The 24,282-nt window shown below is 61.2% G+C and carries 19 protein-coding genes; 8 read left to right on the top strand and 11 right to left on the bottom strand.

The genetic code is table 11. From position 1 onward, the window contains the following. Nucleotides 1-124 precede the first annotated feature (124 nt). On the top strand, nucleotides 125-2,557 hold the full coding sequence (locus tag BN1128_RS17840; RefSeq protein ID WP_042871193.1) for a diguanylate cyclase domain-containing protein: 2,433 nt from the start codon (nucleotides 125-127) through the stop codon (nucleotides 2,555-2,557). 121 nt (nucleotides 2,558-2,678) lie between these two features. On the opposite strand, the gene BN1128_RS17835 is transcribed toward BN1128_RS17840, so the two are convergent. From BN1128_RS17835 to BN1128_RS17825, 3 genes are read right to left on the bottom strand one after another with little or no spacing between them, the layout of a single operon-like run. Next, on the bottom strand, nucleotides 2,679-3,113 hold the full coding sequence (locus BN1128_RS17835) for a YeeE/YedE family protein (protein WP_042871191.1): 435 nt from the start codon (nucleotides 3,111-3,113) through the stop codon (nucleotides 2,679-2,681). Nucleotides 3,114-3,125: 12 nt separating this feature from the next. After that, on the bottom strand, nucleotides 3,126-3,539 hold the full coding sequence (locus tag BN1128_RS17830) for a YeeE/YedE family protein (protein ID WP_042871189.1): 414 nt from the start codon (nucleotides 3,537-3,539) through the stop codon (nucleotides 3,126-3,128). Beyond that, nucleotides 3,539-3,856 carry an ArsR/SmtB family transcription factor gene (locus tag BN1128_RS17825; RefSeq protein ID WP_156140483.1) on the bottom strand — a complete coding sequence of 106 codons (318 nt, stop codon included), beginning with the start codon at nucleotides 3,854-3,856 and terminating at the stop codon, nucleotides 3,539-3,541. The genes BN1128_RS17830 and BN1128_RS17825 overlap by 1 nt, the downstream gene beginning before the upstream one ends. Before the next feature lie 515 nt (nucleotides 3,857-4,371). Between BN1128_RS17825 and BN1128_RS17820 the strand changes: the two genes are divergently transcribed. After that, entirely contained in the window at nucleotides 4,372-4,746 is a 375-nt protein-coding gene (locus tag BN1128_RS17820) for a hypothetical protein (RefSeq protein WP_042871185.1), read from the top strand. Nucleotides 4,747-4,964: 218 nt separating this feature from the next. Next, entirely contained in the window at nucleotides 4,965-5,693 is a 729-nt protein-coding gene (locus BN1128_RS17815) for an MgtC/SapB family protein (RefSeq protein WP_011898955.1), read from the top strand. Nucleotides 5,694-5,784: 91 nt separating this feature from the next. Here BN1128_RS17815 and BN1128_RS17810 read toward each other — a convergent pair whose 3' ends face one another. The 5 genes from BN1128_RS17810 to BN1128_RS17790 form a co-directional block, all read right to left on the bottom strand. After that, nucleotides 5,785-6,795: a substrate-binding domain-containing protein gene (locus tag BN1128_RS17810; RefSeq protein WP_042871183.1), complete on the bottom strand. Its 1,011-nt coding sequence runs from the start codon at nucleotides 6,793-6,795 to the stop codon at nucleotides 5,785-5,787. Nucleotides 6,796-6,822: 27 nt separating this feature from the next. Next, nucleotides 6,823-8,238, bottom strand: a complete 1,416-nt coding sequence (locus tag BN1128_RS17805) for a glycoside hydrolase family 32 protein (protein WP_042871181.1) — start codon at nucleotides 8,236-8,238, stop codon at nucleotides 6,823-6,825. Then, entirely contained in the window at nucleotides 8,238-9,602 is a 1,365-nt protein-coding gene (locus tag BN1128_RS17800; protein WP_042871179.1) for a sucrose-specific PTS transporter subunit IIBC, read from the bottom strand. The genes BN1128_RS17805 and BN1128_RS17800 overlap by 1 nt, the downstream gene beginning before the upstream one ends. Before the next feature lie 83 nt (nucleotides 9,603-9,685). Continuing rightward, nucleotides 9,686-10,642 carry an aminoimidazole riboside kinase gene (locus tag BN1128_RS17795; protein ID WP_082030467.1) on the bottom strand — a complete coding sequence of 319 codons (957 nt, stop codon included), beginning with the start codon at nucleotides 10,640-10,642 and terminating at the stop codon, nucleotides 9,686-9,688. A 115-nt stretch (nucleotides 10,643-10,757) separates the two neighbouring features. After that, nucleotides 10,758-12,248 carry a carbohydrate porin gene (locus BN1128_RS17790; protein WP_156140477.1) on the bottom strand — a complete coding sequence of 497 codons (1,491 nt, stop codon included), beginning with the start codon at nucleotides 12,246-12,248 and terminating at the stop codon, nucleotides 10,758-10,760. 1,208 nt (nucleotides 12,249-13,456) lie between these two features. On the opposite strand from BN1128_RS17790, the gene mgtE reads away from it, so the two are divergent. Further along, nucleotides 13,457-14,836, top strand: coding sequence for a magnesium transporter (gene mgtE, locus BN1128_RS17785; protein WP_042871176.1), 1,380 nt, complete (start codon nucleotides 13,457-13,459; stop codon nucleotides 14,834-14,836). Between the two features lie 117 nt (nucleotides 14,837-14,953). Here mgtE and dnaJ read toward each other — a convergent pair whose 3' ends face one another. The 3 genes from dnaJ to grpE all read right to left on the bottom strand — a co-directional run bounded on the left by dnaJ (nucleotide 14,954) and on the right by grpE (nucleotide 19,010). Next, nucleotides 14,954-16,096, bottom strand: coding sequence for a molecular chaperone DnaJ (dnaJ, locus tag BN1128_RS17780; protein ID WP_042871174.1), 1,143 nt, complete (start codon nucleotides 16,094-16,096; stop codon nucleotides 14,954-14,956). A gap of 113 nt (nucleotides 16,097-16,209) precedes the next feature. After that, a complete protein-coding gene (dnaK, locus tag BN1128_RS17775) occupies nucleotides 16,210-18,135 on the bottom strand; it encodes a molecular chaperone DnaK (protein ID WP_042871172.1) in 1,926 nt (641 codons plus the stop codon). Nucleotides 18,136-18,434: 299 nt separating this feature from the next. Beyond that, the gene (gene grpE, locus BN1128_RS17770) at nucleotides 18,435-19,010 is read right to left on the bottom strand and encodes a nucleotide exchange factor GrpE (protein ID WP_042871170.1); all 576 of its coding nucleotides are present in this window, start codon (nucleotides 19,008-19,010) and stop codon (nucleotides 18,435-18,437) included. A 267-nt stretch (nucleotides 19,011-19,277) separates the two neighbouring features. On the opposite strand from grpE, the gene nadK reads away from it, so the two are divergent. The 4 genes from nadK (at nucleotide 19,278) to BN1128_RS17745 (ending at nucleotide 24,129) form a co-directional block, all read left to right on the top strand. Then, complete coding sequence (gene nadK / locus BN1128_RS17765; protein ID WP_042871168.1) at nucleotides 19,278-20,162, top strand: NAD(+) kinase; 885 nt, start codon at nucleotides 19,278-19,280, stop codon at nucleotides 20,160-20,162. A gap of 112 nt (nucleotides 20,163-20,274) precedes the next feature. After that, nucleotides 20,275-21,939, top strand: coding sequence for a DNA repair protein RecN (gene recN / locus BN1128_RS17760; protein ID WP_042871166.1), 1,665 nt, complete (start codon nucleotides 20,275-20,277; stop codon nucleotides 21,937-21,939). A gap of 460 nt (nucleotides 21,940-22,399) precedes the next feature. Beyond that, nucleotides 22,400-23,293, top strand: coding sequence for a DHHA2 domain-containing protein (locus tag BN1128_RS17750; RefSeq protein WP_042871163.1), 894 nt, complete (start codon nucleotides 22,400-22,402; stop codon nucleotides 23,291-23,293). 395 nt (nucleotides 23,294-23,688) lie between these two features. Further along, nucleotides 23,689-24,129 (top strand): universal stress protein, encoded by a 441-nt coding sequence (locus BN1128_RS17745; RefSeq protein ID WP_042871161.1) that lies wholly within the window; start codon nucleotides 23,689-23,691, stop codon nucleotides 24,127-24,129. Nucleotides 24,130-24,282: the final 153 nt, after the last annotated feature.

Raw genomic sequence — 24,282 nt, 5'->3', positions numbered from 1 at the left:
ATAAACGACACAGAAATCACTTTTTTTGTCACCAATCCCTCATTCCAGCGGCCTTTCGCCCCCTTGCGGGCAACAAGGAATTGTTTGACTCTAGGACTGAACCCGTCTCCCGAGAGGAATGTATATGACAGGCGTAAATTCCTCCCTTCATCGCTTGCTCTGGTATCTGCCAATGCTGGGTATGGCGATCTGCTACAGCCTCACCTCTCTGCCCCTGAGAGCGGCGGATCAGGTCGTGGTGCAACTGCCATGGCAACATCAGTTCCAGTTCGCCGGTTATTACGCCGCCCAGTTCAAGGGTTTTTATCGTGATGCCGGTCTGAATGTCGCGCTGCGCGCCGCCACGCCGCAGACCAATGTGGTCAACGAGGTGGTGTCGGGCAATGCCCAGTTCGGGATCAGCGGCAGCGACTTGCTGCTCGCCCGTGCCGCAGGCCGTCCGGTCGTGGTACTGGCAGCCATGCTGCAGCACTCTCCGCTGGTCCTGCTCTCGCTGGAACGGCCCGACATACTGCAACCCTCGGATCTGGCGGGCAAACGTCTGATGCTGGAGCCTGGCTCCAAGGAGTTGCAGGTCTATCTCAGCCGCAATGCCCAGCCACACAGCTGGACCAAACTGCCCTATGAACAGGGGCTGCAGGCCTTGCTGACCGGACAGGTGGATGCCATCAGCGCCTACAGCACCACCGAACCCTTCTATCTGACCCAGCTGGGGATCCCCTACCGGGTATTCTCCCCCCGCGACATCGACTTCGACTTCTACGGTGACAATCTGTTTACCTCGGAGCGCGAGCTGGCGGGCAGGCCGGAACGTGTCTATGCGTTCCAGCAGGCCAGCCTCAAGGGATGGCGCTATGCCATGGAAAACCCGGAGGAGATGATCAGCTGGATCATGGAGAACTATCCCAGCGGTTATGGTCGTGAGCAGCTGGAGTTCGAGGCCCGCAAAACCAGGGAGCTGATGCAGCCAGATCTTATCGAGCCCGGCTACATGCAACCCGAGCGATGGCAGCAGATCGCCAGGACCTACCTGGAGGCGGGCTTGCTCAGCTCCCTGCCCGATCTGGAGCGCTTCCTCTACAACCCGGATCGGGAGCGCATGCGCCAGCAGCGGCAGCTGTTCGACAAGAGCGTCGCCGTCGCCATGCTGATCACCTTCACCCTGCTGACCCTGCTCGGCATCTTCTGCCATCTCTACCTGCGCCTGCGTCAGGAGGCCAGGGATAGGCTGCGGCTCACTCGTGAACTGGCCCAGAGCGAACAACACTACCGGTTCGTGGCGGAGAACAGCGCTGACGTCATCTGGACCATGGATACCGCCACCCTGCGCTTTCGCTACGTCAGCCCGGCCATCCTGCCCCTGAGCGGTTACGAGGCGATCGACATCCTCAGCCTGCCCCTCAAGCAGCTGATCCCGGAGACCTCCAGAAAACAGCTGCGCGATGAGCTCAGTGACTCCCTCGCCGCCTGGCAACGGGGCGACCACGAGCAGACCCGCTGTGTGATCCGCACCCAGTTGCGGCACAGGGAGGGGCATCTGGTCGCGACCGAGACCATCACCACCTTGCACGGCAACGAGAAAGGCCAGCCCGACGCCATCCTGGGGGTCACCCGCGACATCACGGAACGCGCCGCCAGCGAGGAGATGATGCACCGCCTCGCCTTCTATGATCCGCTCACCAACCTGCCTAACCGTCGTCTGCTGCAACTGCGGCTGAAGGAGGCCATGGCCGACGAGGGGAGAGAGCTGGCGCTGATGTTCATCGATCTGGATCACTTCAAGCCGATCAATGACACCTTCGGCCATGAGACCGGGGATATGCTGCTCAACATGGTGGCCGAACGCATGCGCCACTGCGTACGGGAACAGGATCTGGTGGCCCGCCTCGGGGGCGATGAGTTCGTGATCCTGCTGCCCGATACCAGTGACGAGGCGCTGGCGGTGGCGGACCATCTGCACCAGAGCCTGCGTCATCCGTTTCGGGTGGATGGAGGGCAGGAGCTGCGGATTTCCAGCAGCATAGGGGTGGCGCTCTACCCGGAACATGGCACGGATCCCAAGACCTTGATGCACCATGCCGATCAGGCCATGTATCAGGCCAAGGGACGGGGCCGTGGCCGGGTCTGCCTGTTTACCGCCGGGCTGGATCCCGAATTGGGCTCACTGCTGTGGCAAAACAGCCACGAGTGCGGCCATCCCCGCATCGATGCCGAGCATCGCCAGCTCTTCGTACTGACCAACCGGCTGCTGGAGCGCATGAAAGACAACAGCGAGCACCCGGCCCTCTATCTGGAGAGTCTGGAAGGCTTGTTTGAGATGGCGCGCCACCACTTCGCCTTCGAGGAGCAGATGCTGGCTGAGCTGGACTATGCCGAGCTGGCCAGCCACCGGCAAGACCACCAGCGGTTGCTGCACAGGGCAAGCCAGCTGATGAACGCTGCCAGGGCCGGCGAGCTTGGCAACGACGAATTGCTCAATTTCATCATTCAGGAGCTGGTTGTCGGCCATATGAGCCAGGCCGACCGACGCTACTTCCCGCTGATGAAAGGACGCTGACTCAGCGTGCCAGCCACCTGAACGTGTGAAAAGAGGAGGGCCACCCGGGTGGCCCTCTCGCTATTGCGCCTGCCTGACCCCGGCACGGATGCCGGGACTTAGGGAGCATGGCACCGGGGGATCAGGCGCTGCGGGCTGGCCGCAGCATCAGCCATACCCTGTCCACCAGCAAGATCCCGCTCACCATGGCCGCCACGAACAGCAGTATCATGGGCTGACCGCTGGAGATGAGGCTCAAGGCAGGCCCGGGGCAGATGCCCACCAGGCCCCAGCCGATGCCGAACAGGGCTGAGCCACCGAGAAGGCGACTGTCCACCTGCCGGGCCTGGCTGAACGAATATGGCTCACCGAGCAGGCTCTGGCGGCTCGGTTTGACCAGCAGAAAGTAGCCCGGCATGAACACCAGCAGGGCGCCTCCCATCACGAAGGCCAAACTGGGATCCCAGGCCCCTGCCACGTCGAGAAAGCCGATGACCCGGGCCGGATCCACCATGCCGGAGATGGCAAGGCCGAGCCCAAACAAGAGACCGGCCAACAGACTGATAAAGAGTTTCATCTCATCGCCTCGTTACAACAGATGCAGGGTGACAAACACTGTAAGGGCACCGGTTGCCATGAAGGTGAGGGTGGCAAGGATGGAGCGCACAGAAAGCCGGCCCATGCCGCAGATGCCGTGACCACTGGTGCAACCATTGCCAAGACGGGTACCAACCCCGACCAGCAGCCCAGCCAGCAACACCAGCGGCCAGGCCGGCAGGGTGTCGAAGCTCGGCAGCCGGGCCCAGTCCAGGGAAAATGCCAGCCAGGCCCCCGCCCCCAGTCCCAGCAGAAACAGCCAGCGCCAGGCGTGCCTGTGTTGCATGGCGCCCGCCAGAATACCGCTGATCCCGGCCACCTTGCCGTTGAACAGCATCAGCATCAGGGCGGAGAGCCCCACCAGCATGCCCCCGGCCAGGGCAAGCAACCATTGGGTTTCAAACATCAGGACACCTCGTCGTCTGGGGAGTGGCAAAAATGGGTGCGCAACACGGCCAGTACATCCGCTGCCGCCACGTTCGCCAGCGAGCAGTAGATCTGCTGGGCAACCTTGCGCGATCGGATCAGGCCGCTGCGCCTGAGCACCGCCAGTTGCTGGGAAAAGGCTGACTGCCCCAACTTGCTGTGGGCCAGCAGTTCGCCAACGCCCTTCTCGCCATCAAGCAGCTGGCAGAGCACCAGCAACCGCTCGGGATGGGCCAGCGCCTTGAGCAGGGCGGCCGCCTCGCTGGCATGCCGGGTCATCTCATCGAAAGGGGGCATAGGCATAAATTAGCAGTTGCTTATATTAGGCTTCATTCTATAAATTAAATCTAAATTAGCAATATCTAATTTTATGTGGGCGTGAACCATCGCCATGGCCGTGGATCACGCCGCGGGCTGGCGCTGTCACTGGCACGGCTCCTGGTGGGACGCAGGCCTTGGCCGGGCTGATATGGATGTAGCCAAGTGGCTCAGGTTATTGACAAACTTGTATCTAAATGTTGCTGAACGCGGATAAGGCTTTACCTCATCGCTCTGGATGAGTACCATCTTGCCGTTCATCAACAGCGGAGACCATCAGTGGGCAATTCATCAAGTGACAGTTGTAGGCCGACCCAGTCAGTCGGCACCCAGGTCGCGAGATAGCCGCAGGTCTTCCTCTGCCGCGTTCTCGCAACCCTGCGAGAAGCGGAAATCCACTCCCCTCTTCTCTTTTTACACTTGACGTCAGGTGACCCAAGCCCAGGCCTGGACACCTTGCCTGCATAGTTTCTGCTTCCCACAAGGAGGCTGCTATGCGTTTTATTTCAACCAAGTCCGGATCCACCCAGGCTCACCCCCTGCTGAGCAAGCTGGGCCGTGGTTTGTTGCCACTCTGGCTGCGCGCCAAGCCGAGTCAGCACCACTACCGGTTGCAGATCCGTTGCCAGGATCGCGCCGACATGGAGCGGGTGCTCGACATGGTGACTCATACCCTGCAACCGGCCGGGCTGCGTCCCATGCAGTCCCTGAGGCCAGGGCGCAGCGGGGGCCGGGAGCTGGTGCTCAATCTGCACTGCACCCCGCCCCAGCGCCGTTATCTGGTGCAGTTCGTGCACCAGGTCGGGGTCGCTCACCCGATTCGCTGGGAGCTGCATCCCCGTCGCGACGCCGAGCCCCTGCTCAACTAACCGGGATCGAGTAGATCGGGGGCCAGCCATGCTGGCCCCTTTACATCTGACCCGGCAATCTGCTCGCCATTCTGAGTGCGCGGGCCTGCTTGACCGTGCGCCCGCTTCCATTTCCCATGATGGCCTTCACCGTGCGCACCTCTGCGATTCATCAGGAATGCCCACTGGGCCTTCTATCCTGTATCCCGAAGGCCATCTCAAACCAGAAGGAGTACGCCATGAGAATGTGGCAGCAACTTGACATGATTTCCCTGCTCGACACCCTGGCCAGCCTGTTGCTGGCCTTCGTGCTGGGCAGCCTGGTCGGGCTGGAGCGCCAGTACCGCCAGCGTACCGCCGGCCTTCGCACCAACGTGCTGGTCGCCGTGGGGGCCGCCCTGTTCGTCAGCCTGGCCCAGCGCATCTATGACCTGCATGGCGGCAACTACAACGTGGTCCATGTGGTGGCCTATATCGTTTCCGGCATCGGCTTTCTCGGTGCCGGTGTCATCATGCGCGAATCGGGCAATATCCGCGGCATCAACACGGCAGCCACCCTGTGGGGCGTGGCGGCTGTGGGCGCGGCCAGCGGGGCCGGGCTCGCCATGGAGGCAGTGCTCGGCGCCCTGTTCGTGCTGGCCGCCAACACCCTGCTGCGCCCCCTGGTCAACCAGATCAACCGCCGCCCGGTGGACAATACCGATACCGAGGTGACCTACAGGGTCACGGCCCTCGCCCAGCGCGAGTATCAGAAGGAGGTGCTGCACTGGCTGGAAGAGATGATGGAGCAGGCCAACTACCCCTTGAGCGAGCTGGACATAGAACCGTTCGGTGAACAGGATCTGGAGATCTCCGCCGTGCTGCTGGCCACCTCCATCGACGGCGACGAGCTGGATGCCCTGATGGTGAAACTGGCCATTCATCCCCATATCAAGCAGGTGTTCTGGCGCGCCAGCACCACAGATTGAACCGGCTGGGCATGTCTGTGCGCCCTCCCCCGATAAAGAAAAAGCCCCGCCAATTCTGGCGGGGCTTTTCTATGGAAGCGAACCTGCGCGACTAGCGGCGGCTGCGCCAGCGCACCCGGGGGTTGATCACCTGGGCGGTCTGTGCGGGGGGATTACCCGCAATCAGTTGCTGCATCAGCTCGAAGGCGGCGCGGGCCAGCGCCGGACAATCCTGCGCCACCGAGTCGATGCGCATCGGAATGCAGTCGAGCAGGTCGTGATCATCGAAGGTGCACAGCCGCATCCCCGTCTCCATCAGCCCCGCCTCGTTGAGGTAGCGCAGCACCCCTTCCAGCAGGGTAAAGGAGGCGGTAAAGAGCCCCTTGGGGGGCGCCCCCAACTCGGCCACCAGCTCGGCCATCAGCTGATAACCTGAGCTCGGCTGATAGTCGCGATGGCGCACCCGGGTTGCATCAGCCTCAAAACCGGCGCGATGGAGACCCAGCTCATAGCCCGCCAGCCGGTGACGGCTGGGGGAGAGATCCAGCAAGCCACCGAAGTAGTAGATCTCCTCGCCGCACTCGCCAGCCATGTCCCGCACCAGCTCTGCGGTAGCCTTGCAGGCGTCCGAGATCACCATGGGCAGGCGCGACTCGCCGATATGGCGATCCAGCTGCACTACCGGCAGGCGGTCGTGGATGCGGGCATAGATGTCGTCGCTGTGGCCGCTGGAGGCGACGATGAGGCCATCCACCTGACGGCTGATCAGGTTGTCCACCACAGTCTGCTCCAGGGTGGGATCATCTTCGGAGCAGGCGATCAGCAGCTGGATGCCCGCTTCCCGGCAGTGGGCCTCGAGGGCGCGGGCGATGCGGGCAAAACCGAAGTTGGTGAGATCGGGGATCACCAGACCCCAGGTGTAGCTGCGGGTCTCGCGCAGGGAGCGAGCATGAAAGCTCGGCAGGTAGTGACACTCATCCGCCACCGCCTGAATACGCTTGCGGGTCTGATCGGCAATCCGGTACTCCGCACTCTTGCCGTTGAGCACCAGACTGGCGGTCGCCTTGGACACCCCCGCCAACTCGGCTATCTGGGCAATCGTGATCCGTTTCTTCTTCTCCACCTGGCCTCCCGGCTGACTAGCACCGGGCTATTGTACTAGGCACGCCGACAGCGGCCAGTGATTGAGGCAAATTTTGCAGCCCTCGCCCGCGTTCCCTGCCGATAGCTGCGGCTTTTCACCGGGGAAGTAACGGGCTGACAGCGTCTGACGACCACCATCCACGAAACACTCGAGGCTGGAACGATCGCACAGCACTGTGATCCGCCCACCCAGCCAGGGGGCGGATCTCTCTTCCCACATCCCGCTCTTCCAGTTCTGGCGCCGCAAGGTGATGCGCCCTGGCTGCCACACCAGCTCGGCCACGGCGCCGAACCAGAGGCTCCCCTCGCCGCACAGCTCCAGATCAAGCCAGGCCGAGTCGATGGCCAGCCCCGGAAACTCGCCAAGCGTCCCCTCGAAGCGGGTCAGCTCTCCCTTCAATGCCGCCAGTTCCGCCACCGGCCGCTGGCAGAGCCAGTCATCTTGCCAGAACAGCTCCCGCGGGCAGCTCATCTGATGGATCCAGCCATAGGGAATGGTCGGCTGGCTCATCTCGTTCTCCTCCGGCAGACCCAGCCAGCCAAACAGCAGGCGGCGCCCCTGACTGTCCAGCGTGGTCTGCGGTGCATAGAACTCGAAGCCCCTGTCCAGCTCGTGGAAATCCCCGTGAGCGAAATGCGTCCCGTCGAAATCGCCCGCCAACCAGCCGCACTGGTAGAGGTTGCGATAATCCTCGCCCACCGGGGCAATCCCCTGCGGGCAACTTATCAACACATGGCGATCGGCCAGCGGGAAGAGATCAGGGCACTCCCACATATAGCCAAACTCACCGAGGCCGCCGCGCCCACTGCCGGCGATGGGGCCAACCAGCTGCCACTTGTCCAGCGTCTGGCCGCGATAGAGCAGCACCTCGCCCTTGTCGTCCAGGGGGCGGGCTCCCAGCACCATCAGCCACTGCTGACCGTCGTGCCACACCTTGGGGTCGCGCACATGGCCGCTATAGCCTTCAGGTAAATCGAGCACAGGTCCCAGCTTGGCAAACCCGCCCTCGCCGTCGGCGCGGGCCAGACACTGGAAGGCGGTGCGGCTGCCATCCGGGTATTTGACGTTGCCGGTGTAAATGAGGGTAAGGCGCCCCTGCTCATCGCTGACCGCCGAGCCCGAATAGCAGCCGTGGCTCTCATACTCCTCGGTGGGCAGCAGCGCCACCGGCTCGTGCTGCCAGTGCAGCAGATCGGTCGAGCTGACATGGCCCCAGCACTTGTTGCTGTGTTCACAGCCCAGCGGATTCCACTGGTAGAAGAGGTGATACCGGCCACCGTGCTCGATAAAGCCATTGGGATCGTTGAGCAGCCCCACCGGGGCTGCCAGATGCCAGCGGGGCCTATGGGGATCGGCCGCCGCCTTGAGCTGTCCGGCCAGCAATGACCGGACAATCTGATTGAGGAGATCAACTTCCTTCATCACTCCACCTTGTATTTGAGCAGCCAGGAGGCGGCGAAGGCGACGCCAAAGGCGATCACCAGCCCGATGACGTAATGAATGAGGCTCATGGGCTGAACGATGGCCATGCCGGGAATACCGGTCAACCCCACCGCCGTCATGCCTACCTTGGCCGCCACCACGTAGGCGCCACCGCAAGCACCGCCGAGCAGACCGGCGAGGAAGGGCTTGATATAGCGCAGGTTGACGCCGAAGATCGCCGCTTCCGTGATGCCGAGCAGGCAGGACATGGCCGCCGGCACGGTAATGGCCCTGATTTTCGGATCCCGGGTCTTGAAGTAGACCGCGAGGCAAGCCCCGCCCTGCGCCACGTTGGCCATGGCCCAGATGGGCAGCAGGAAGTTGACCCCTATGGCCGGGTTGGTGAGCAGCCCCGCCTCTATGGCGTGGAAGCTGTGGTGGATACCGGTGATGACGATAAGGGAATAGGTCCCGCCAAACACCAGCCCCGCCAGCCAGCCTGCCTGCTCATAAAGCGCACTCAGGCCGAAGGAGATGCCATCCCCCAGCACCCGACCCGCCGGGCCGATAAACAGCAACGCCACGAAACCTGTGATGATGACGGTGAGAAACGGCGTCAGGATCAGATCCAGCGCATCCGGAATGCGCTTGCGCAGCTGCTTCTCCAGATGTGACATGAACCAGACCGCCAGCAGCACAGGGAAGACGGTGCCTTGATAGCCGATCATGGCCACATCCAGCCCGAAGAAATCCATGGTCTTGAAGCCACCGGCCACGCCCCAGGCATTGGTCAGCGCCGGGTGGGTGAGGATCCCCCCCATGGTGGCCCCCAGATAGGGGTTGCCGCCAAACTCACGCGCCGCCGTGAACCCGATCAGGATGGGCAGTATGATAAAGGCCGCCGAGCTGAACATGTCCAGCATGACGAAGAGGGCGCTGTCGGCATTGACCCAGCCGTAGGTGCGCACCATGCCGAGCAGCCCCATCAGCAGGCCGGACGCGACTATGGCCGGAATGATGGGCACGAAGATGTTGGAGAGCGTCCGCGCCAGGCGCTGGGCCACATTGAGCTTGGCACTGGCGATGTCGGTCAGCTCCGCCTTGCTGGCGGTGCCGGTACCGGTAATAGCCACGAACTCTGCATAGACCTTGTTGACCAGACCGGTGCCGAAGATCACCTGGATCTGGCCTGCGTTGCTGAAGCAACCCTTGACTCCCTCCAGCTTGTCGATGGCGGCCTTGTTCACCTTGCTGTCATCGGCCAGCACCAGCCGCAGCCGGGTGGCGCAGTGGGCAGCGCTGACGATATTCTCCTTGCCCCCGAGCAGGGGCACCAAATCCTTGGCTATCGCACTGATATTCATATTATTCCTCTTATGACCCGCCACGCTGGCAGGCCCTTGTCACATGAGAGTAGGGGCTGTTGACCCGGGCTTCTAGCCGCAGCTCAACAGCCGCTTGCGCCTGATCGCAAAAAGGCATCCAGTTCTGTGCGGGTCGGCAGTGCCGTCATGGCCCCCTTGGCGGTGGTGGCGAGCGCCCCGCAGCCGTGAGCCTGAGCCAGGATGGCGGGCAGCTCGGCCAGCGTGGGCAACCGCTCACCCTGTGCCAGCGCGGCCAGGAGACCGGCGACGAAGGCATCCCCCGCCCCCGTGGTGTCAAGCGGAGTCACTTTTTGCCCCACCCACTCCAGCAGCTCGCCCTCGAGGCGTGCCACCACACCGGCCGCCCCCCGGGTCACCAGCACCAGCGCCGGGCCTGATATGGTGGCGAGCCCCGCGGCCAGCTCATCCTCGCCACTCAGCAGTTGCAGCTCCTCCACCGAGAGCTTGACCACATCCGATAGCGCTATGGTCTGGCGCACCACTGGCAGCATCTCGGCTGACTTGCCCCACACCTCGGGCCTCAGGTTGGGGTCGAAACAGACCCGTCCGCCTGCCGCCTTGATGGCCGCCATGGCCTGCAGGCAGCTGCCGCGCACCGGCTCGTTGGCGAGCGCGATGGAGCAGGTGAGCAGCCACTGACCGGCGTCGAAGCGGGGTAACTCATCCGGGGTGAGGAACTGGTCGGCACTGGGGCGCACCATGAAGGTGAAGCTGCGCTCCCCCTCATCATCAAGCGCCACCAGCACTGTGGAAGTTCGATGATCAGGATCCGCCCGCAGACAAGCGGTATCCACCCCTTCCCTTGCCAGGGTATCGGCCATAAAGCGGCCAAACGGATCGGCGCCGACCCGGCCGATAAAGGCTGACTCGCCGCCGAGTCGCGCCACACCGACCGCCACATTGGCGGGGGCACCACCCGGGCACTTGAGGTAGTGCAGCTCCCCTTCCGGGATCAGGTCCACCACCGCATCCCCCATTACCCACACACGATTCGTCACCTTGCTACTCCACTGCTGCACAGGATTCACTGACGGGGCCGGGCCCTCATCTCTTGGCGTTCATTATCAGCTAAACCGATTTAGCCAACCAACAGATCTCGGCACCGGCTGCCATTTTTGTGATCGGGATAACGAACTAGAACCAGGTTTCCATCTGCACGCCAAAGTTCCACTCGCCACCGGCGGTGAAGTTGCTCTGGCCCATGGCATCGTCGCTGGCGTAGCTGTCGAGCTCGGATGACCAGTCCATCCAGGTGGCGAACACCCGCAGCTCCGGACGCTCGAAGAAGCCGGCGGTCTGCGCCTTGAAGGTGGGGGCGAAGGTGAGCTTGGTGAAGTTACCGCTCACAGCCTGGCGTCCCTTGTAACCCTTGGGATCCAGATCCATGTACTGCCATGCCGCCTCATAGACCAGCTCGACGTTCTGGCTCAGCACCTGGGCCACCCGGGTATTGAGGGTCAGCCACTGGTATTCATCCCCTTTCACGTAACGATCCTGGCTCTGCTCGGCCAGCAGAGCCGGTGCGAAACGCCAGCGCGGGTTGAGGTCGGTGGCGCCAAACACGGCAACCCGCACCGCATCGGCATCGGGCAGCAGCTCGCTGTCGGAACCCAATCCCTTGAGCTCGGCACCCAGACCATGACCGTAGAGGATCGCCGCCTTGGAGAAGCCGGGGTTGATACCAAAGAAGCTGTCGGCGTGATAAGCCACCAGGGTGTGGGCTCCCTTGTCGGCCGCCTCGCTTCCCTTGCCACCGTCGTTGATGCGCTGTTCGTTGTCATTGGCCGAGAGGCCGTTCACCATCCACTGCCAGTTGCCGAAGCGGTTGTTCATGGTGAGGATGTAGCTCTCTATATCCGACAGACCGCTGGCACTGATGTCGCCATAGTCGCGGCCATAGAGGGAGAAGTTCGCCTTCCAGCTGTCGGCCAGTTGCACGTCATAGACACCGCCACCGGTACCGGCCAGGAAGACCACGTCCGAGTCGAGCCAGTGGATGTCGAAGTTGTCCCGATCAAAGCGCTTGCCCGCCCACAGCACCGCATTCTTGAAAGCGCCATCGAAGCTCGCCAGATTGCCTATTTCGGCAAACACCTGACGGGTATTGAGGCTCGAGTCGCTGGCGGTCCAGTCGTTGCTGGTCTCCACGCCATCTGCCAGCATCAGCTTGTAGCGTGCCCAGCTGCCGTCATCAAACGTCTGGGTCTTGAGCAGATTCGCTTCCATGTAGGTGTCGTCTTCGTTGCCAAGCCGGCCCACTGCGCCCCCCACTGACCCTGCCGGCGTGATGTAGGGACCGCCCCGCCCACCGTTGCCATTGCCGTTGACCAGCAGGCCAGAGCGGGCGTAGCCGTGAAACTCGAAACCCTGTGCCCCCGCCGTCTTCTCATCCACCTTCTGGCTGCGGCTGTTGGCGACCTGGGCCTGCACACTGGCCGCACTCGCCTTCACCTCGGCCTGACTGGCACGGCTCTCTGCCGCCTCAGCTCTCGCTTCAGCTGCCTGTACCCGCGCCTCCAGCGCCGCCAGCCGGGCCTCGATACCGCCATCCGCCGCCCATAGCGGGCCACTCATCCCTAATCCCAGCGCTACCGCCAGCGCCAATCTGCTCTTGAACATCATCATCTTCCTCACCTGTCGTGTGTTGCCCGATCGGGCTCTGTTTTTATCGGCGAAGAGAGCATAGCTAAACCGCTTTAGCTAACTCAAGATGGAAGCTAAACCGTTTCAGCCACTCTGTGAGCGGGATAACATTTGTACAGAATGAATTGGCGGGAGTTGTGAGGTGGATCCCTCATCAGGATCCACTCAATAGTGCAGATCCACACCCGCAGACCGGCGATCCCGGCTGGCGGTGTGAATGAGGGTGGCGCATCTCGCCGGCAAGATGGGTCAGGGGTCATGGTGCTGACGATGGGTCTGCCGGGTATTGGCATCCCTGCTGCATGCACCACCCTCTGAGTGGATGTTCACACGAGCCGAGTACCATCAGGATCGGCGGCGAGTGGTAGCAAACCGTGCCGAACCCGGCTCGCGATATCGCTGCACTCGTATATCCGGCGTTCAATCACGAAACATATCAATAAAGATGTTTCTAAATGTTTCTGTCGGCGGATTAATTATTTACCAACAAGTGTCATTCCAGTAGCATCGCCGCATTGATTAATAACGGAGACCATCAGTGGGCAATTCATCAGATGACAGTAGGTCGTTGAGCTCGTCAGCCAATACCTGAGTCGCGAGATCCCCGCAGAGTCTTCTGCCGCTATCTCGCGCTATGCGGAGAGCGGTTTATTTGCACCTGAGTGCACCCCTTCCCTGTATTCACTCGATGTCTATTATTTGCGCCATTCAGGGTCACCCGCTGGATGACGTCAATCATGCCTGCATGGATCTTCTCCTGCTATCAGGACCACCATGTCATTACCGCTGTCTACCCATCAACCCATGTTGCTCCGCCCATGGCGCAAGTTGCCAATGGCGAGCCCGGTTTGCCGAGGGTCAGTGGCCATGCGGCTTGCCGGCGAAACCGCAGGAGTCATGGCAGCCGCCGATCAGCGGGGTGCGCCCGGCTCGCCATCCGGTCTCCCTTACTGCACGCTTGCCGCGCGTTGCACCTGTTCAGTTCCCCCTTCGTTGCCCATGACGGACAAGAATATGGCCGTTTTCTACATCAATCAGGAGGTGCCTTATGGACCCTGACCCTGGAGCCTGTACTGGCGACTAGCCCGAGTTAATTTTCGGGTGTTATTTCTTTATCTATTTTTGCTGATGTGATGTCAGTCGGGACTCTATTTGCCATTTTTCCGACTGATGTAATAAAGGATATATAAATGCAATACCAAGATATTCACCAACAGCTGTACGTACTGCTGCAAAACAAGGATCGCATGGGGATCCAGAGCCTGAGCCTGAATATTCATGAAGTCGATTTGGCTCAAGCGATAAAGCGCCTGACAGACAAGCATATTCACACCTTCCTCAGCCTGGTGCCTGCATTGCGGGCCGCTCGCATCTTCCGCCATCTGCCAAGCGACATTCAGGCCAGTCTGGTGCGCTCCATGGCCAAGACCCAGCTGGAGGAGCTGTGCACCCGCCTCTCCCCCGATGACAGAGCCGACCTCTACAATCGTCTGCCTGCCGCCTTGCGCCAGATCCTGCTCGATGCGATGACGGAGGAAGAGCGGGAGGATACCCAACGACTGGCCTCTTACTCCGACAGCCTGGTCGGCTCCATCATGAGCTCGGATTGTGCCAGCCTGCCAGCCGACATCACTGTGGGCGAGGGGCTGCAGCGCCTGCGCAGCACTGCCGCTGACAGAGAAAGCATCTACACCCTGTATGTCGTGGATGAAATGCGCCGACTCATCGGGGTTGTCTCCCTGCGAGAGCTCTTTCTGGCCGACAGCAAGGCCCCCATATCAAGCATCATGCAGCGGGAGCTGGTGAGTATTCAGGCAGATGCCCACAAGGGCGCCGCCGCGGACATGATAGCCCGCTATAACCTGCTGGCCCTGCCGGTGTTGAATAATGACCGGCAGCTGCTCGGCATGGTCACTGTGGATGATGCGATGGATGTGGCCGAGGAAGAGGATGCCAACCGCATTGCCCGTTTCGGTGGCACGGCGGCTCTGGGTGGCCCCGAACTCGATCTTCGCGCATCCAGCACACTCAGCATGTTCAATGCCCGTTTCTTCTGGCTGGCGGTGCTGACCATTTTTGGCATTCTCACCAGCAATCTGGTCGCGGCCCAGGAGGATCTGCTCAGCGAGGTCCTGATCCTCGCCGCCTTTATTGCCCCCATCATCGACATGGGCGGCAACGCTGGCAGCCAGTCTGCCACCCTGGTGATCCGCTCGATGGGCATGGGACAGCTCAAGCTGAGCATGCGTGACTTCTTCTTCGTGCTGCGTCGCGATCTGCCCGTTGCCGTGGCGCTGGGGGTGGGTGTCGCCGTGCTGGAAGGCGTGATGGCATTCTGGAGCAAGAGCATTGGCTGGGACATAGTGCTGATCGTCAGCCTGTCGGCCATGACGGTGACTGTCGTTGGCAGCCTGCTCGGTTTGGCTCTGCCATTCGTGGCGCGCAAGATAGGGACTGACCCGGCTACCCTCAGCTCCCCCATGCTCACCTCGATCATGGATCTGCTGGGTGTGTTGATCTATTTTGGCTTCGCCTATGCCTTCCTCGGCAGCACGCTGGTCGGCGCCTGATATGGACCGATCTGCACATTGGGATGACGGGTCGCGATAGCACTTGGATCAAGACGACAAAAAAAGAGGGAGGCATCTTGCCTCCCTCTTTCTATCTTGGTGCCGGACCGGCTGCCATCAGCGGGTCAGGTCGTCAAAGAAGCGTTTCACCCCTTCGAAGAAGCCTTCCGATCTCGGCTTGTGGGTCTTGGCGGCGGCACCACTGAACGACTCGTCCAGCTGGCGCAGCAGCTCTTTCTGGGACTCGGTCAGCTTGACCGGGGTCTCGACCACCACCTTGCACATCAGATCCCCCACCTGGCCGGAGCGCACGGACTTCACGCCCTTGCCCCGCATGCGGAACATCTTGCCGGTCTGGGTCTCGGGAGTGACCTTGAGCTTGACGCGGCCATCCAGGGTCGGCACTTCGATCTCGCCACCGAGTGCGGCGGCGGTGAAGCTGATGGGCACTTCGCAGTAGAGGTTGTTGCCGTCACGCACGAAGATCTCGTGCTCCTTGACGTGCACCTGTACGTAGAGATCCCCGGCCGGAGCCCCGGCTTCCCCCGCTTCCCCTTCGCCGGAGAGACGGATGCGATCGCCGGTATCGACGCCCGCCGGAATTTTCACCGACAGTGTCTTGGTCTTCTGGTAACGACCTTCACCGTGGCACTTGCGGCACGGATCCTTGATGATCTTGCCGCGACCGTGACAGTGCGGACAGGCTTGCTGCACCGCGAAGAAGCCCTGACGCATCTGCACCTGACCGGCACCGTGGCAGGTCGGGCAAGTCTGGGCACTGCTGCCGGTGTGGGCGCCGGAGCCGTTGCAGACCTCGCAGTGGACCAGGGTCGGTACCTTGATCTCCTTGGAGACGCCGCGCACCGCTTCTTCCAGGGTCAGCTCCATGGTGTAGCGCAGGTCGGAACCCCGGGCCGGACCACGACGACCGCCGCCGTTGCGACCGCCAAAGATGTCGCCAAAGATGTCGCCGAACGCATCACCGAAATCGGCTCCGCCGCCAAAGCCACCGTGACCACCGCCACCCTGGCTCTGATCCACGCCGGCATGACCGTACTGGTCATAACGGGCACGCAAGTTGGCATCGGTCAGGACTTCATAGGCTTCCTTGACCTCTTTGAACTTCTCTTCGGATGCGGCATCACCCTGGTTGCGATCCGGGTGAAACTTCATCGCCAGACGCTTGTACGCCTTCTTGATCTCGCGCTCATCGGCATCTTTCGATACCCCGAGCACTTCATAGAAATCGCGCTTTGACATACTGATCCTGTTGCTACGTAAACAGTTATGCAGACGGGCGTTGGTCACCCAACGCCCGTAAATTCATCGTTCAAGCCGATAGGCAGAGCGGACTCTGCCCATCTGGGTGTGGCTTATTTCTTGTCGTCTTTCACTTCTTCGAACTCGGCATCGACCACGTCGTCGTCAGCCTTGGCGGAAGAAGAGGACTGACCGGCATCGGCGCCAGCACCCTGAGCCTGAGCTTGCTGCTGGGCAATCTCCATCAGCTTCTGGGAGGCTTCCATCAGCGCCTGTTGCTTGGCTTCGATGACCGCCTTGTCGTCACCCTTGATGACGGCTTCCAGCTCGCTCAATGCAGTTTCGATCTTGGTCTTGTCGTCGGCAGGCAGGGCTTCACCGGCTTCGGCTACCTGCTTGCGGACCGAGTGGACCAGACCGTCAGCCTGGTTGCGGGTCTGCACCAGCTCTTCAAATTTCTTGTCTTCGGCCGCGTTGGCTTCCGCCTCGCGTACCATGCGTTCGATCTCTTCATCAGACAGACCGGAGGAAGCCTGGATGGTGATCTTCTGCTCCTTGTTGGTCTCCTTGTCTTTGGCAGAGACGTGCAGGATACCGTTGGCATCGATGTCGAAGGTCACTTCGATCTGCGGCAGGCCGCGCTGAGCCGGACGGATGCCTTCCAGGTTGAACTGGCCCAGGGACTTGTTGTCGCTGGCGCGCTTGCGCTCACCCTGCAGCACGTGAATGGTCACGGCAGACTGGTTGTCTTCGGCAGTGGAGAACACCTGGGACTTCTTGGTCGGGATAGTGGTGTTCTTCTCGATCAGCGCCGTCATCACGCTGCCCATGGTTTCGATACCCAGAGAGAGCGGGGTCACGTCCAGCAGCAGTACGTCGGTCTTCTCACCGGACAGTACGGCACCCTGGATGGCTGCACCCATGGCCACGGCTTCGTCCGGGTTGACGTCTTTGCGCGGCTCTTTGCCAAAGAACTCGGCAACAGTCTTCTGCACCATCGGCATGCGGGTCTGACCGCCTACCAGGATGACGTCGTCGATCTCGCCAACGGCCAGACCAGAGTCTTTCAGGGCAATGCGAACTGGTTCGAGCGAGTCTTTCACCATGTCTTCCACCAGGGATTCCAGCTTGGCGCGGGTCACCTTGATGTTCATGTGTTTCGGACCGGTGGCATCTGCAGTGATGTACGGCAGGTTCACGTCGGTCTGCTGGGCAGAAGAGAGCTCGATCTTGGCTTTCTCGGCGGCATCTTTCAGACGCTGCAGGGCCAGCTGGTCGTTGCGCAGGTCAATGCCCTGCTCACGCTTGAACTCATCTACTAGATAGTTGATGACACGGTTGTCGAAGTCTTCACCACCCAGGTGGGTGTTGCCGTTGGTCGCCAGTACTTCGAAGGTGGTCTCACCTTCCACTTCGTCGATCTCGATGATGGAGATATCGAAAGTACCGCCACCCAGGTCATACACGGCAACCTTGCGCTCACCCTTGACCTTGTTCACGCCGTAAGCAAAAGCTGCGGCAGTCGGTTCGTTGATGATGCGTTTTACATCCAGACCGGCGATGCGACCGGCATCTTTGGTAGCCTGACGCTGGGCGTCGTTGAAGTAGGCCGGAACAGTGATGACTGCTTCGGTTACCGGCTCGCCCAGGTAGTCTTCGGCGGTCTTCTTCATCTTTTTCAGCACTTCGGCAGAAATCTGCGGCGGTGCCATTTTCTTGCCCTTCACTTCAACCCAGGCGTCACCGTTGTCAGCTTTGGCGATGGCGTACGGCATGATTTTCAGGTCACGCTGCACTTCTTCATCTTCGAAACGGCGACCGATCAGACGCTTGATGGCGAACAGGGTGTTCTTCGGGTTGGTGATGGCCTGACGCTTGGCCGGCTGACCAACCAGGATCTCGCCATCATCGGCATAGGCAATGATGGACGGAGTAGTACGATCGCCTTCTGCGTTCTCGATCACGCGAGCAGTGTCGCCATCCAGAATAGCGACGCAGGAGTTGGTAGTACCCAGGTCAATACCGATGATTTTACCCATTTGACGAATCTCCAAATACTTTGAATAAACTGGCGAGGAACTCGCCTTAATGCGTTAACGGCTAGGTGGGGGCAGCCAATGTGGCTTTCAAGCTCCCGGCATCAAATTTTTTGTGCCGCCGCGGCCTTGCAACCTATATGGGGTCTCAAGTTGACGCTTCAAGCCCCGCCCTCAAAAAACCGCGCATTCTTGCCCTGTTTACGGGTGAATGCTTGCCAAATGGCGCCACTGAATACGCAGAATGGCGCCGCTACCAATAAAAAGCCCGCCGAGCGGCGGGCTCAGCACAGCGATGACACTCAGGCCGGCGCCTTGGAGACCATCACCATGGCCGGACGGATCACCCGGCCGTTGAGCTCGTAGCCCTTCTGCATCACGGCGATGACAGTGTTCGGTGCCAACTCGCCATTTTCGATCATGCTCATCGCCTGATGGGCATTGGGATCGAACGGCTGATTGAGCGGATCCAGCGGATTCAGACCAAACTTGGCCACGCCGCTTTGCATTGATTTCAGGGTCAGCTCGACCCCTTCGATCATCGGCTTGAGCTCTTCGCTCTCCTTGTCGGCCAGCTCGATGGCGCGCTCCAGGTTGTCCAGTACCGGCAACAGTTCGGCGGCGAATTTCTCCAGCGCAAACTTGTGAGCCTTCTCCACGTCCTGGGCGGCGCGGCGACGCAGGTTTTCCATCTCGGCGACGGCACGAATGGCACGCTCGCGCTCTTCATTGGACGCCTGCCGGGCGGCTTCCAGTTGGGCCTCCAGCTCGGCAATGCGGGCCTGCTCGGCTGTCACTTCACTGTCTACATCGGTCGGTTCGACTGGCTGGGCTTCCACTTGCTCCATCGTTTCAACCTTTTGTTCTTCGTGGTTCATGACATCTCCAATTTCAGGGTTGCTTATGAGGGTCTGCTGACGTTCGGGTGCGCGACAAGTCGGCAACAGACCCTGTAATGGCGCTATTATGGGGACGCAGCCTCGGCTTTCAAGGGGAAAAGGGCGCTATCGTCGCCAATGAGCCGAGCCAACAGCCAAATTGCCACTTTTCATGGCACTATGCCCATCAGGAGACGCCGGCAGCAGACAAATCCCCCACAAAGCGCGGTATACTCCCCCCAATACTCATCCCAGACCCGACAGCATATGGATTCTCCGTTCAAAACCATTGCCCTGATTGGCAAACCCCACCACGAAGGGGCCAACCAGACCCTGACCGGTCTGCACCAATATCTCACTACCCGAGGTTTTCGGGTGCTGGTGGAGAGCCGGGTGGCTCACACCCTCGGCATCATGGATGAGAACGTGATGGATCTGGTTCAGCTCGGTGAGCAGGCGGATCTGGCCATCGTGGTCGGCGGCGACGGCAACATGCTGGGGGCGGCCCGGGTGCTGTCACGGTTCGATGTGGCGGTGATCGGCGTCAACCGGGGCAATCTCGGCTTTCTGACCGACCTGTCGCCGCAGGATTACCTGCTGCCGCTGGAACAGGTGCTCTCAGGCCACTACAAGAGTGAACACCGCTTCCTGCTGGAAGCCGCCGTCTATCGTCACGGGGAGCGCAAATCGAGCAACCTGGCGGTGAACGAAGCCGTGCTGCACCCCGGCAAGATAGCCCACATGATCGAGTTCGAGGTCTATATCGATGGCAGCTTCATGTACAGCCAGCGCTCGGACGGCATCATAGTCGCCACCCCGACCGGCTCCACCGCCTATTCGCTGTCGGCGGGCGGCGCCATCCTCACCCCCAAGCTCAATGCCATCACGCTGGTGCCCATGTTCCCGCACACCCTCAGCAGCCGCCCCATAGTGCTGGATGCGGACAGCGAGGTGAGGCTGCTGGTCTCGCCGGACAACCAGGATGACGCCATGCAGGTGAGCTGCGACGGTCAGGTGACATTGGCGGTGCACCCGGGTGACGAGATCCTCATCAAGAAGAGCAGCCACAAGCTGCATCTGGTACACCCGCTCGACTACAGTTACTTCCACGTGCTGCGCAACAAGCTCGGCTGGGGCAGCAAGCTGTTTTAAGGCGCTTTTCAACGCTCTTGTCCATCCTGTTGCGGGCCGACTCTTTACTGTATGTAAAACCAGTATATACTGGATGCATACACAGTAATGTTGGCCCATACAGGATGAGACCATGCTGACCCAGCTGACCGTCAACAACTTCGCCATCGTCAAGTTTCTCGAACTCGATCTGCAACCCGGCATGACCTGCATCACGGGTGAGACGGGTGCCGGTAAATCCATCGCCATAGACGCGCTCGGCCTCTGCCTCGGCGAGCGGGCCGAGGCCAGCATGGTGCGCCCCGATAGCGACAAGACAGAGGTCAGCGCCCGTTTCCTGCTGGACGGCAACCCGGCCGCCCGCGCCTGGCTCGCCGCCAACGAGCTGGACAACGAAGGCGAATGCATAGTGCGGCGGGTACTCTCCGCCGAAGGGCGCTCGCGCAGCTACATCAACGGCGTGCCCGTCCCCCTGACCCAGCTCAAGAACCTGGGTCAACTGCTGGTCAACGTCCATGGCCAGCACGCCCACCAGCTCCTGCTCAAACCCGACTACCAGCTCAGCTTGCTGGATGGCTATGCCGGCCATCACCTGCTGCTGGAAGAAGTGCGCCAGCACTATCAGCTGTGGCGCCAGCTGCAAAACGAGCTCAATCGCCTCAAGGCAGAACAGCAACAGCGGGAAGCCCGCCGCCAGCTCATCGAATATCAGGTGCAGGAGCTGGACGAATTTGCCCTGCAACCGGGAGAGTTCGAGTCGATCGAAGAAGAGCATCAGCGGCTCGCCAACGGCACCGAGCTGATGCAGGAGTGCGGCGCCTGTCTCGATCTGCTCTATGACAACGAAGAGACCACCATCGCCGGCCTGTTGCAGATCGCCGTCGACAAAGCCGAGGGTCTGGTTGGCATGGATAGCCGGCTCACCCCTGTGCTGGAGATGCTGAACGAGGCGATGATAGGCGTGCAGGAGAGCCACAGCGAGCTGCGCAGCTATCTGGATCGGCTTGAGCTGGACCCGGAGCGCTTCACCGAGCTGGAAGCCCGCCTCTCCAAAGCCATCAATCTGGCCCGCAAGCACCATGTCAAACCAGCCGAGCTGGCCCTGCATCATCAGGATCTGGCCAGTGATCTCGCCCGCCTCAACTCTGATGAAGAGCGCCTCGAGGGCATGGAAGATGAACTGGCCGAGGCCCGCCTCGCCTTCGTGCAGGCCGCCGAGGCCCTGAGCCAGAGCCGTCAGCGTTACGCCGAGGAACTCAGCACCAAGGTGACCGCCAGCATGCACGAGCTGGCGATGCCGGACGGCCGCTTCGCCATCGAGGTGCGGCCGGATGCCCAGAGCAGCCTGTCGCCGCTTGGCATCGATCGGGTGGAATTTATGGTCACCACCAACCCGGGGCAACCAATCCAGCCGCTGGGCAAGGTGGCCTCCGGCGGTGAACTGTCGCGGATCAGCCTCGCGATCGTCGTGATCAGCGCCCGCAAGGTCTCGACCCCAACCCTGATTTTCGATGAGGTGGACGTGGGGATCAGCGGCCCCACCGCCGCCGTGGTGGGTCGTTTGCTGCGTCAGCTCGGTGAATCCACTCAGGTCATGGTGGTCACTCACCTGCCCCAGGTGGCAGGCAAGGGCCACCAGCACATGGTGGTGAGCAAGCACACCGATGGCAAGACCACGGAGACCCAGATGCAGGCACTGGATCAGGGCGCTCGCCTCAAGGAGCTCGCTCGTCTGCTGGGCGGCGACCATATCACGGACAATACCCTGGCCAATGCCCGCGAGCTGCTGGCCTCCTGAGCAAGCATGTCCGGGCAGGCAGTAAAAGGGAGAGTCAGACCCGCAGGGTTGGACACCCCTTTTTTATTGCTCCGCCCTCATTGCCTCATGCTCTTTTTCTCTTCCGAGGCCTTCTCCTCTGAGAAGCCTCCCTGACCCGGATCCGGCACTGGCGCCAACAGTAGCCAGGACCACACCTGAGCTGCAGCCAAGTTCCTGGGGCAGGATCCGAGCATGGGTCTGGGTCTGGGTCTGGGTCTGCAACAAGGTGCTCACCATGACCGGCTCCGCCCACCCGCACGACAGGGGGCAGCAAGGGGCGATCGGATCAGCCTGGTTGCCAGAAGTAGCACAGGTGCATAGAGTGAAACCAGACTGGGGGCAAGCCCTCACTCCGTTTAGCCATCTTATCCGCGCCCCTGGCCCGACCAGCGTCATCGCAATCTCGGCCGGGCTAGCCTCCAACGTCAGGAATGTCTTTATGCTCCATGTGTTTGGCCACAAGAACCCAGATAGCGACAGCATCTGTACCGCCCTGGTCACCGCCGACTGGCTCAATCGACAGGGTCGACAGGCCCAGGCCTATGCCCTGGGTGAGCCCATTGCCGAGACCCGCTTCATTCTGGAAACCGCCGGGGTCGATGCCCCGCCCCTGCTGCAGGGCAGCGTGGCCAACAAATCTGTGTTTCTGGTGGATTTCAGCGAGCTGGAGCAGGGGCCCGAGGGGCTGGCCGAGGCCGACGTGCAGGGGCTGATCGATCACCACAGGATAGGCACACTCATCACCCGGGGCCCGCTCGATGCCTGGATCCGGGCCGTAGGGTGCAGCGCCACCGTGCTGCTGGAGCTGATGGGCTATGACACCCTCTCCCGCACCCAGGCGCGCCTGCTGCTAGGAGCCATCATCAGCGACACCTTCAGCCTCACCTCGCCGACCACCACGGCCCGTGATCGCGCCGCCGTCAATGCACTGCTGCCACTGGCAGAGCTGGCGCTGGAACCCTTCGCCCAGACCCTGCTGGAGCGGCGTACCCAGCTCGGTGACTCCCCTATGACAGAACTGCTCGTCGCCGATGAGAAGGCGTACCAGATCGCCGGTTACAAACTCTATGTCAGCCAGATCTGCGTGATGGATCCGGCGCAGATCCACACCCGCCAGGCCGAGCTGCTGCAGGCCATGCAAGACCGGCTGGAGCAAGATGAGCTGGATGCCTATGTGCTGATGCTGACCGATCTGGCCAAGGGCGGCAGCCTGCTCTACTTCGCCAGTAACGGCATACTACCCGAGCAGCCGACCCATCTGGCTGGTGCCGTCAGCCGCAAGAAAGAGGGGCTGCCCTGGCTGACCCAGTATCTCTCCTCAGACCCGGCTTGAATTCAGATGAGAGGGTGCCGGTCAAAACCGGCTCCCTCTTCGTCGCCCAGTCCTACCAGCCCCACCCAAACCGCTCCCCCCCCTAATCTCATCGATGCAAAACCACAGGATCCTGGTTTTTGGCGCCCATCCGCAGCGCAAACATGCTGCCCTGTCATGATTTTCACTGCCAACAGACCAATGAACCGTCAAAAAGCGAGGTTCCCTTCATTTTCCATTCAACTCAGTCTGTTATGATGATGTAAACGAACATGGCTTTGCGATGCATCACCGACAAAGAGTGACGCCAGAATGCGCAAAACCGGTTCGTTCTATGCGACACATAGCGGGAACACAGTGGTAGGGGACAGACAATTTGTCCCCGGTGCCCCGCGCCATGCCAAGGAGAACTGCTTATGACCTCAACCCATATTGTGCTGTTGCTGGAAGGCAAGGATTACGAGCAGGAGACACTGGCCAAAGCAAGCCGGTTGGTACAGGGAATGGGCAGTGAATTGACCCTGCTGCACCTGACCCACAGCAGCAAGATGCGCCGCAAGAGCCTGTCACTGTCCGAGGAGGAACGCAGTGCCCAGGGCACCCTGGATGCCAAGGCCATCATCAGCGAGCTTATCACTACCCTGCAGCACCCGGTGGATTACCAGTGTCTGGTGGTCGATGACGTGGTGCCTGACCTGAAGCGCTGGCTGGACGCGCACCCGGCGGATCTGTTGCTGGTGGGCAGCCGCCACCACTGGATGGAAGGGTCACTGGCCCGCCTGCTCATCTACAAGCTGCCGATCGATATCCAGATCTGCCACGAACCCTACGCCGAACAGCTCAAGGCCGTCGGCTGATCTGCCTGGCGTCCACCCCACGGGTGGGCGCCGCTTGCCAACAGGGCATCACCTCGCGTTATTCCCTCTCGCCGTACTCCCTCACACCTCGCCCCCCTGTTCACCCGGGCCGCCACCCAGCCACAGTCCTGACGGCAGCCAAAGCCGGTAATG

The sequence above is a fragment of the Aeromonas piscicola genome, from assembly GCF_000820005.1.
Lineage (GTDB): Bacteria > Pseudomonadota > Gammaproteobacteria > Enterobacterales > Aeromonadaceae > Aeromonas > Aeromonas piscicola.
The sequence above is the reverse complement of the archived record's forward strand: the minus strand, read 5'-3'. Positions and strand labels throughout refer to the sequence as shown.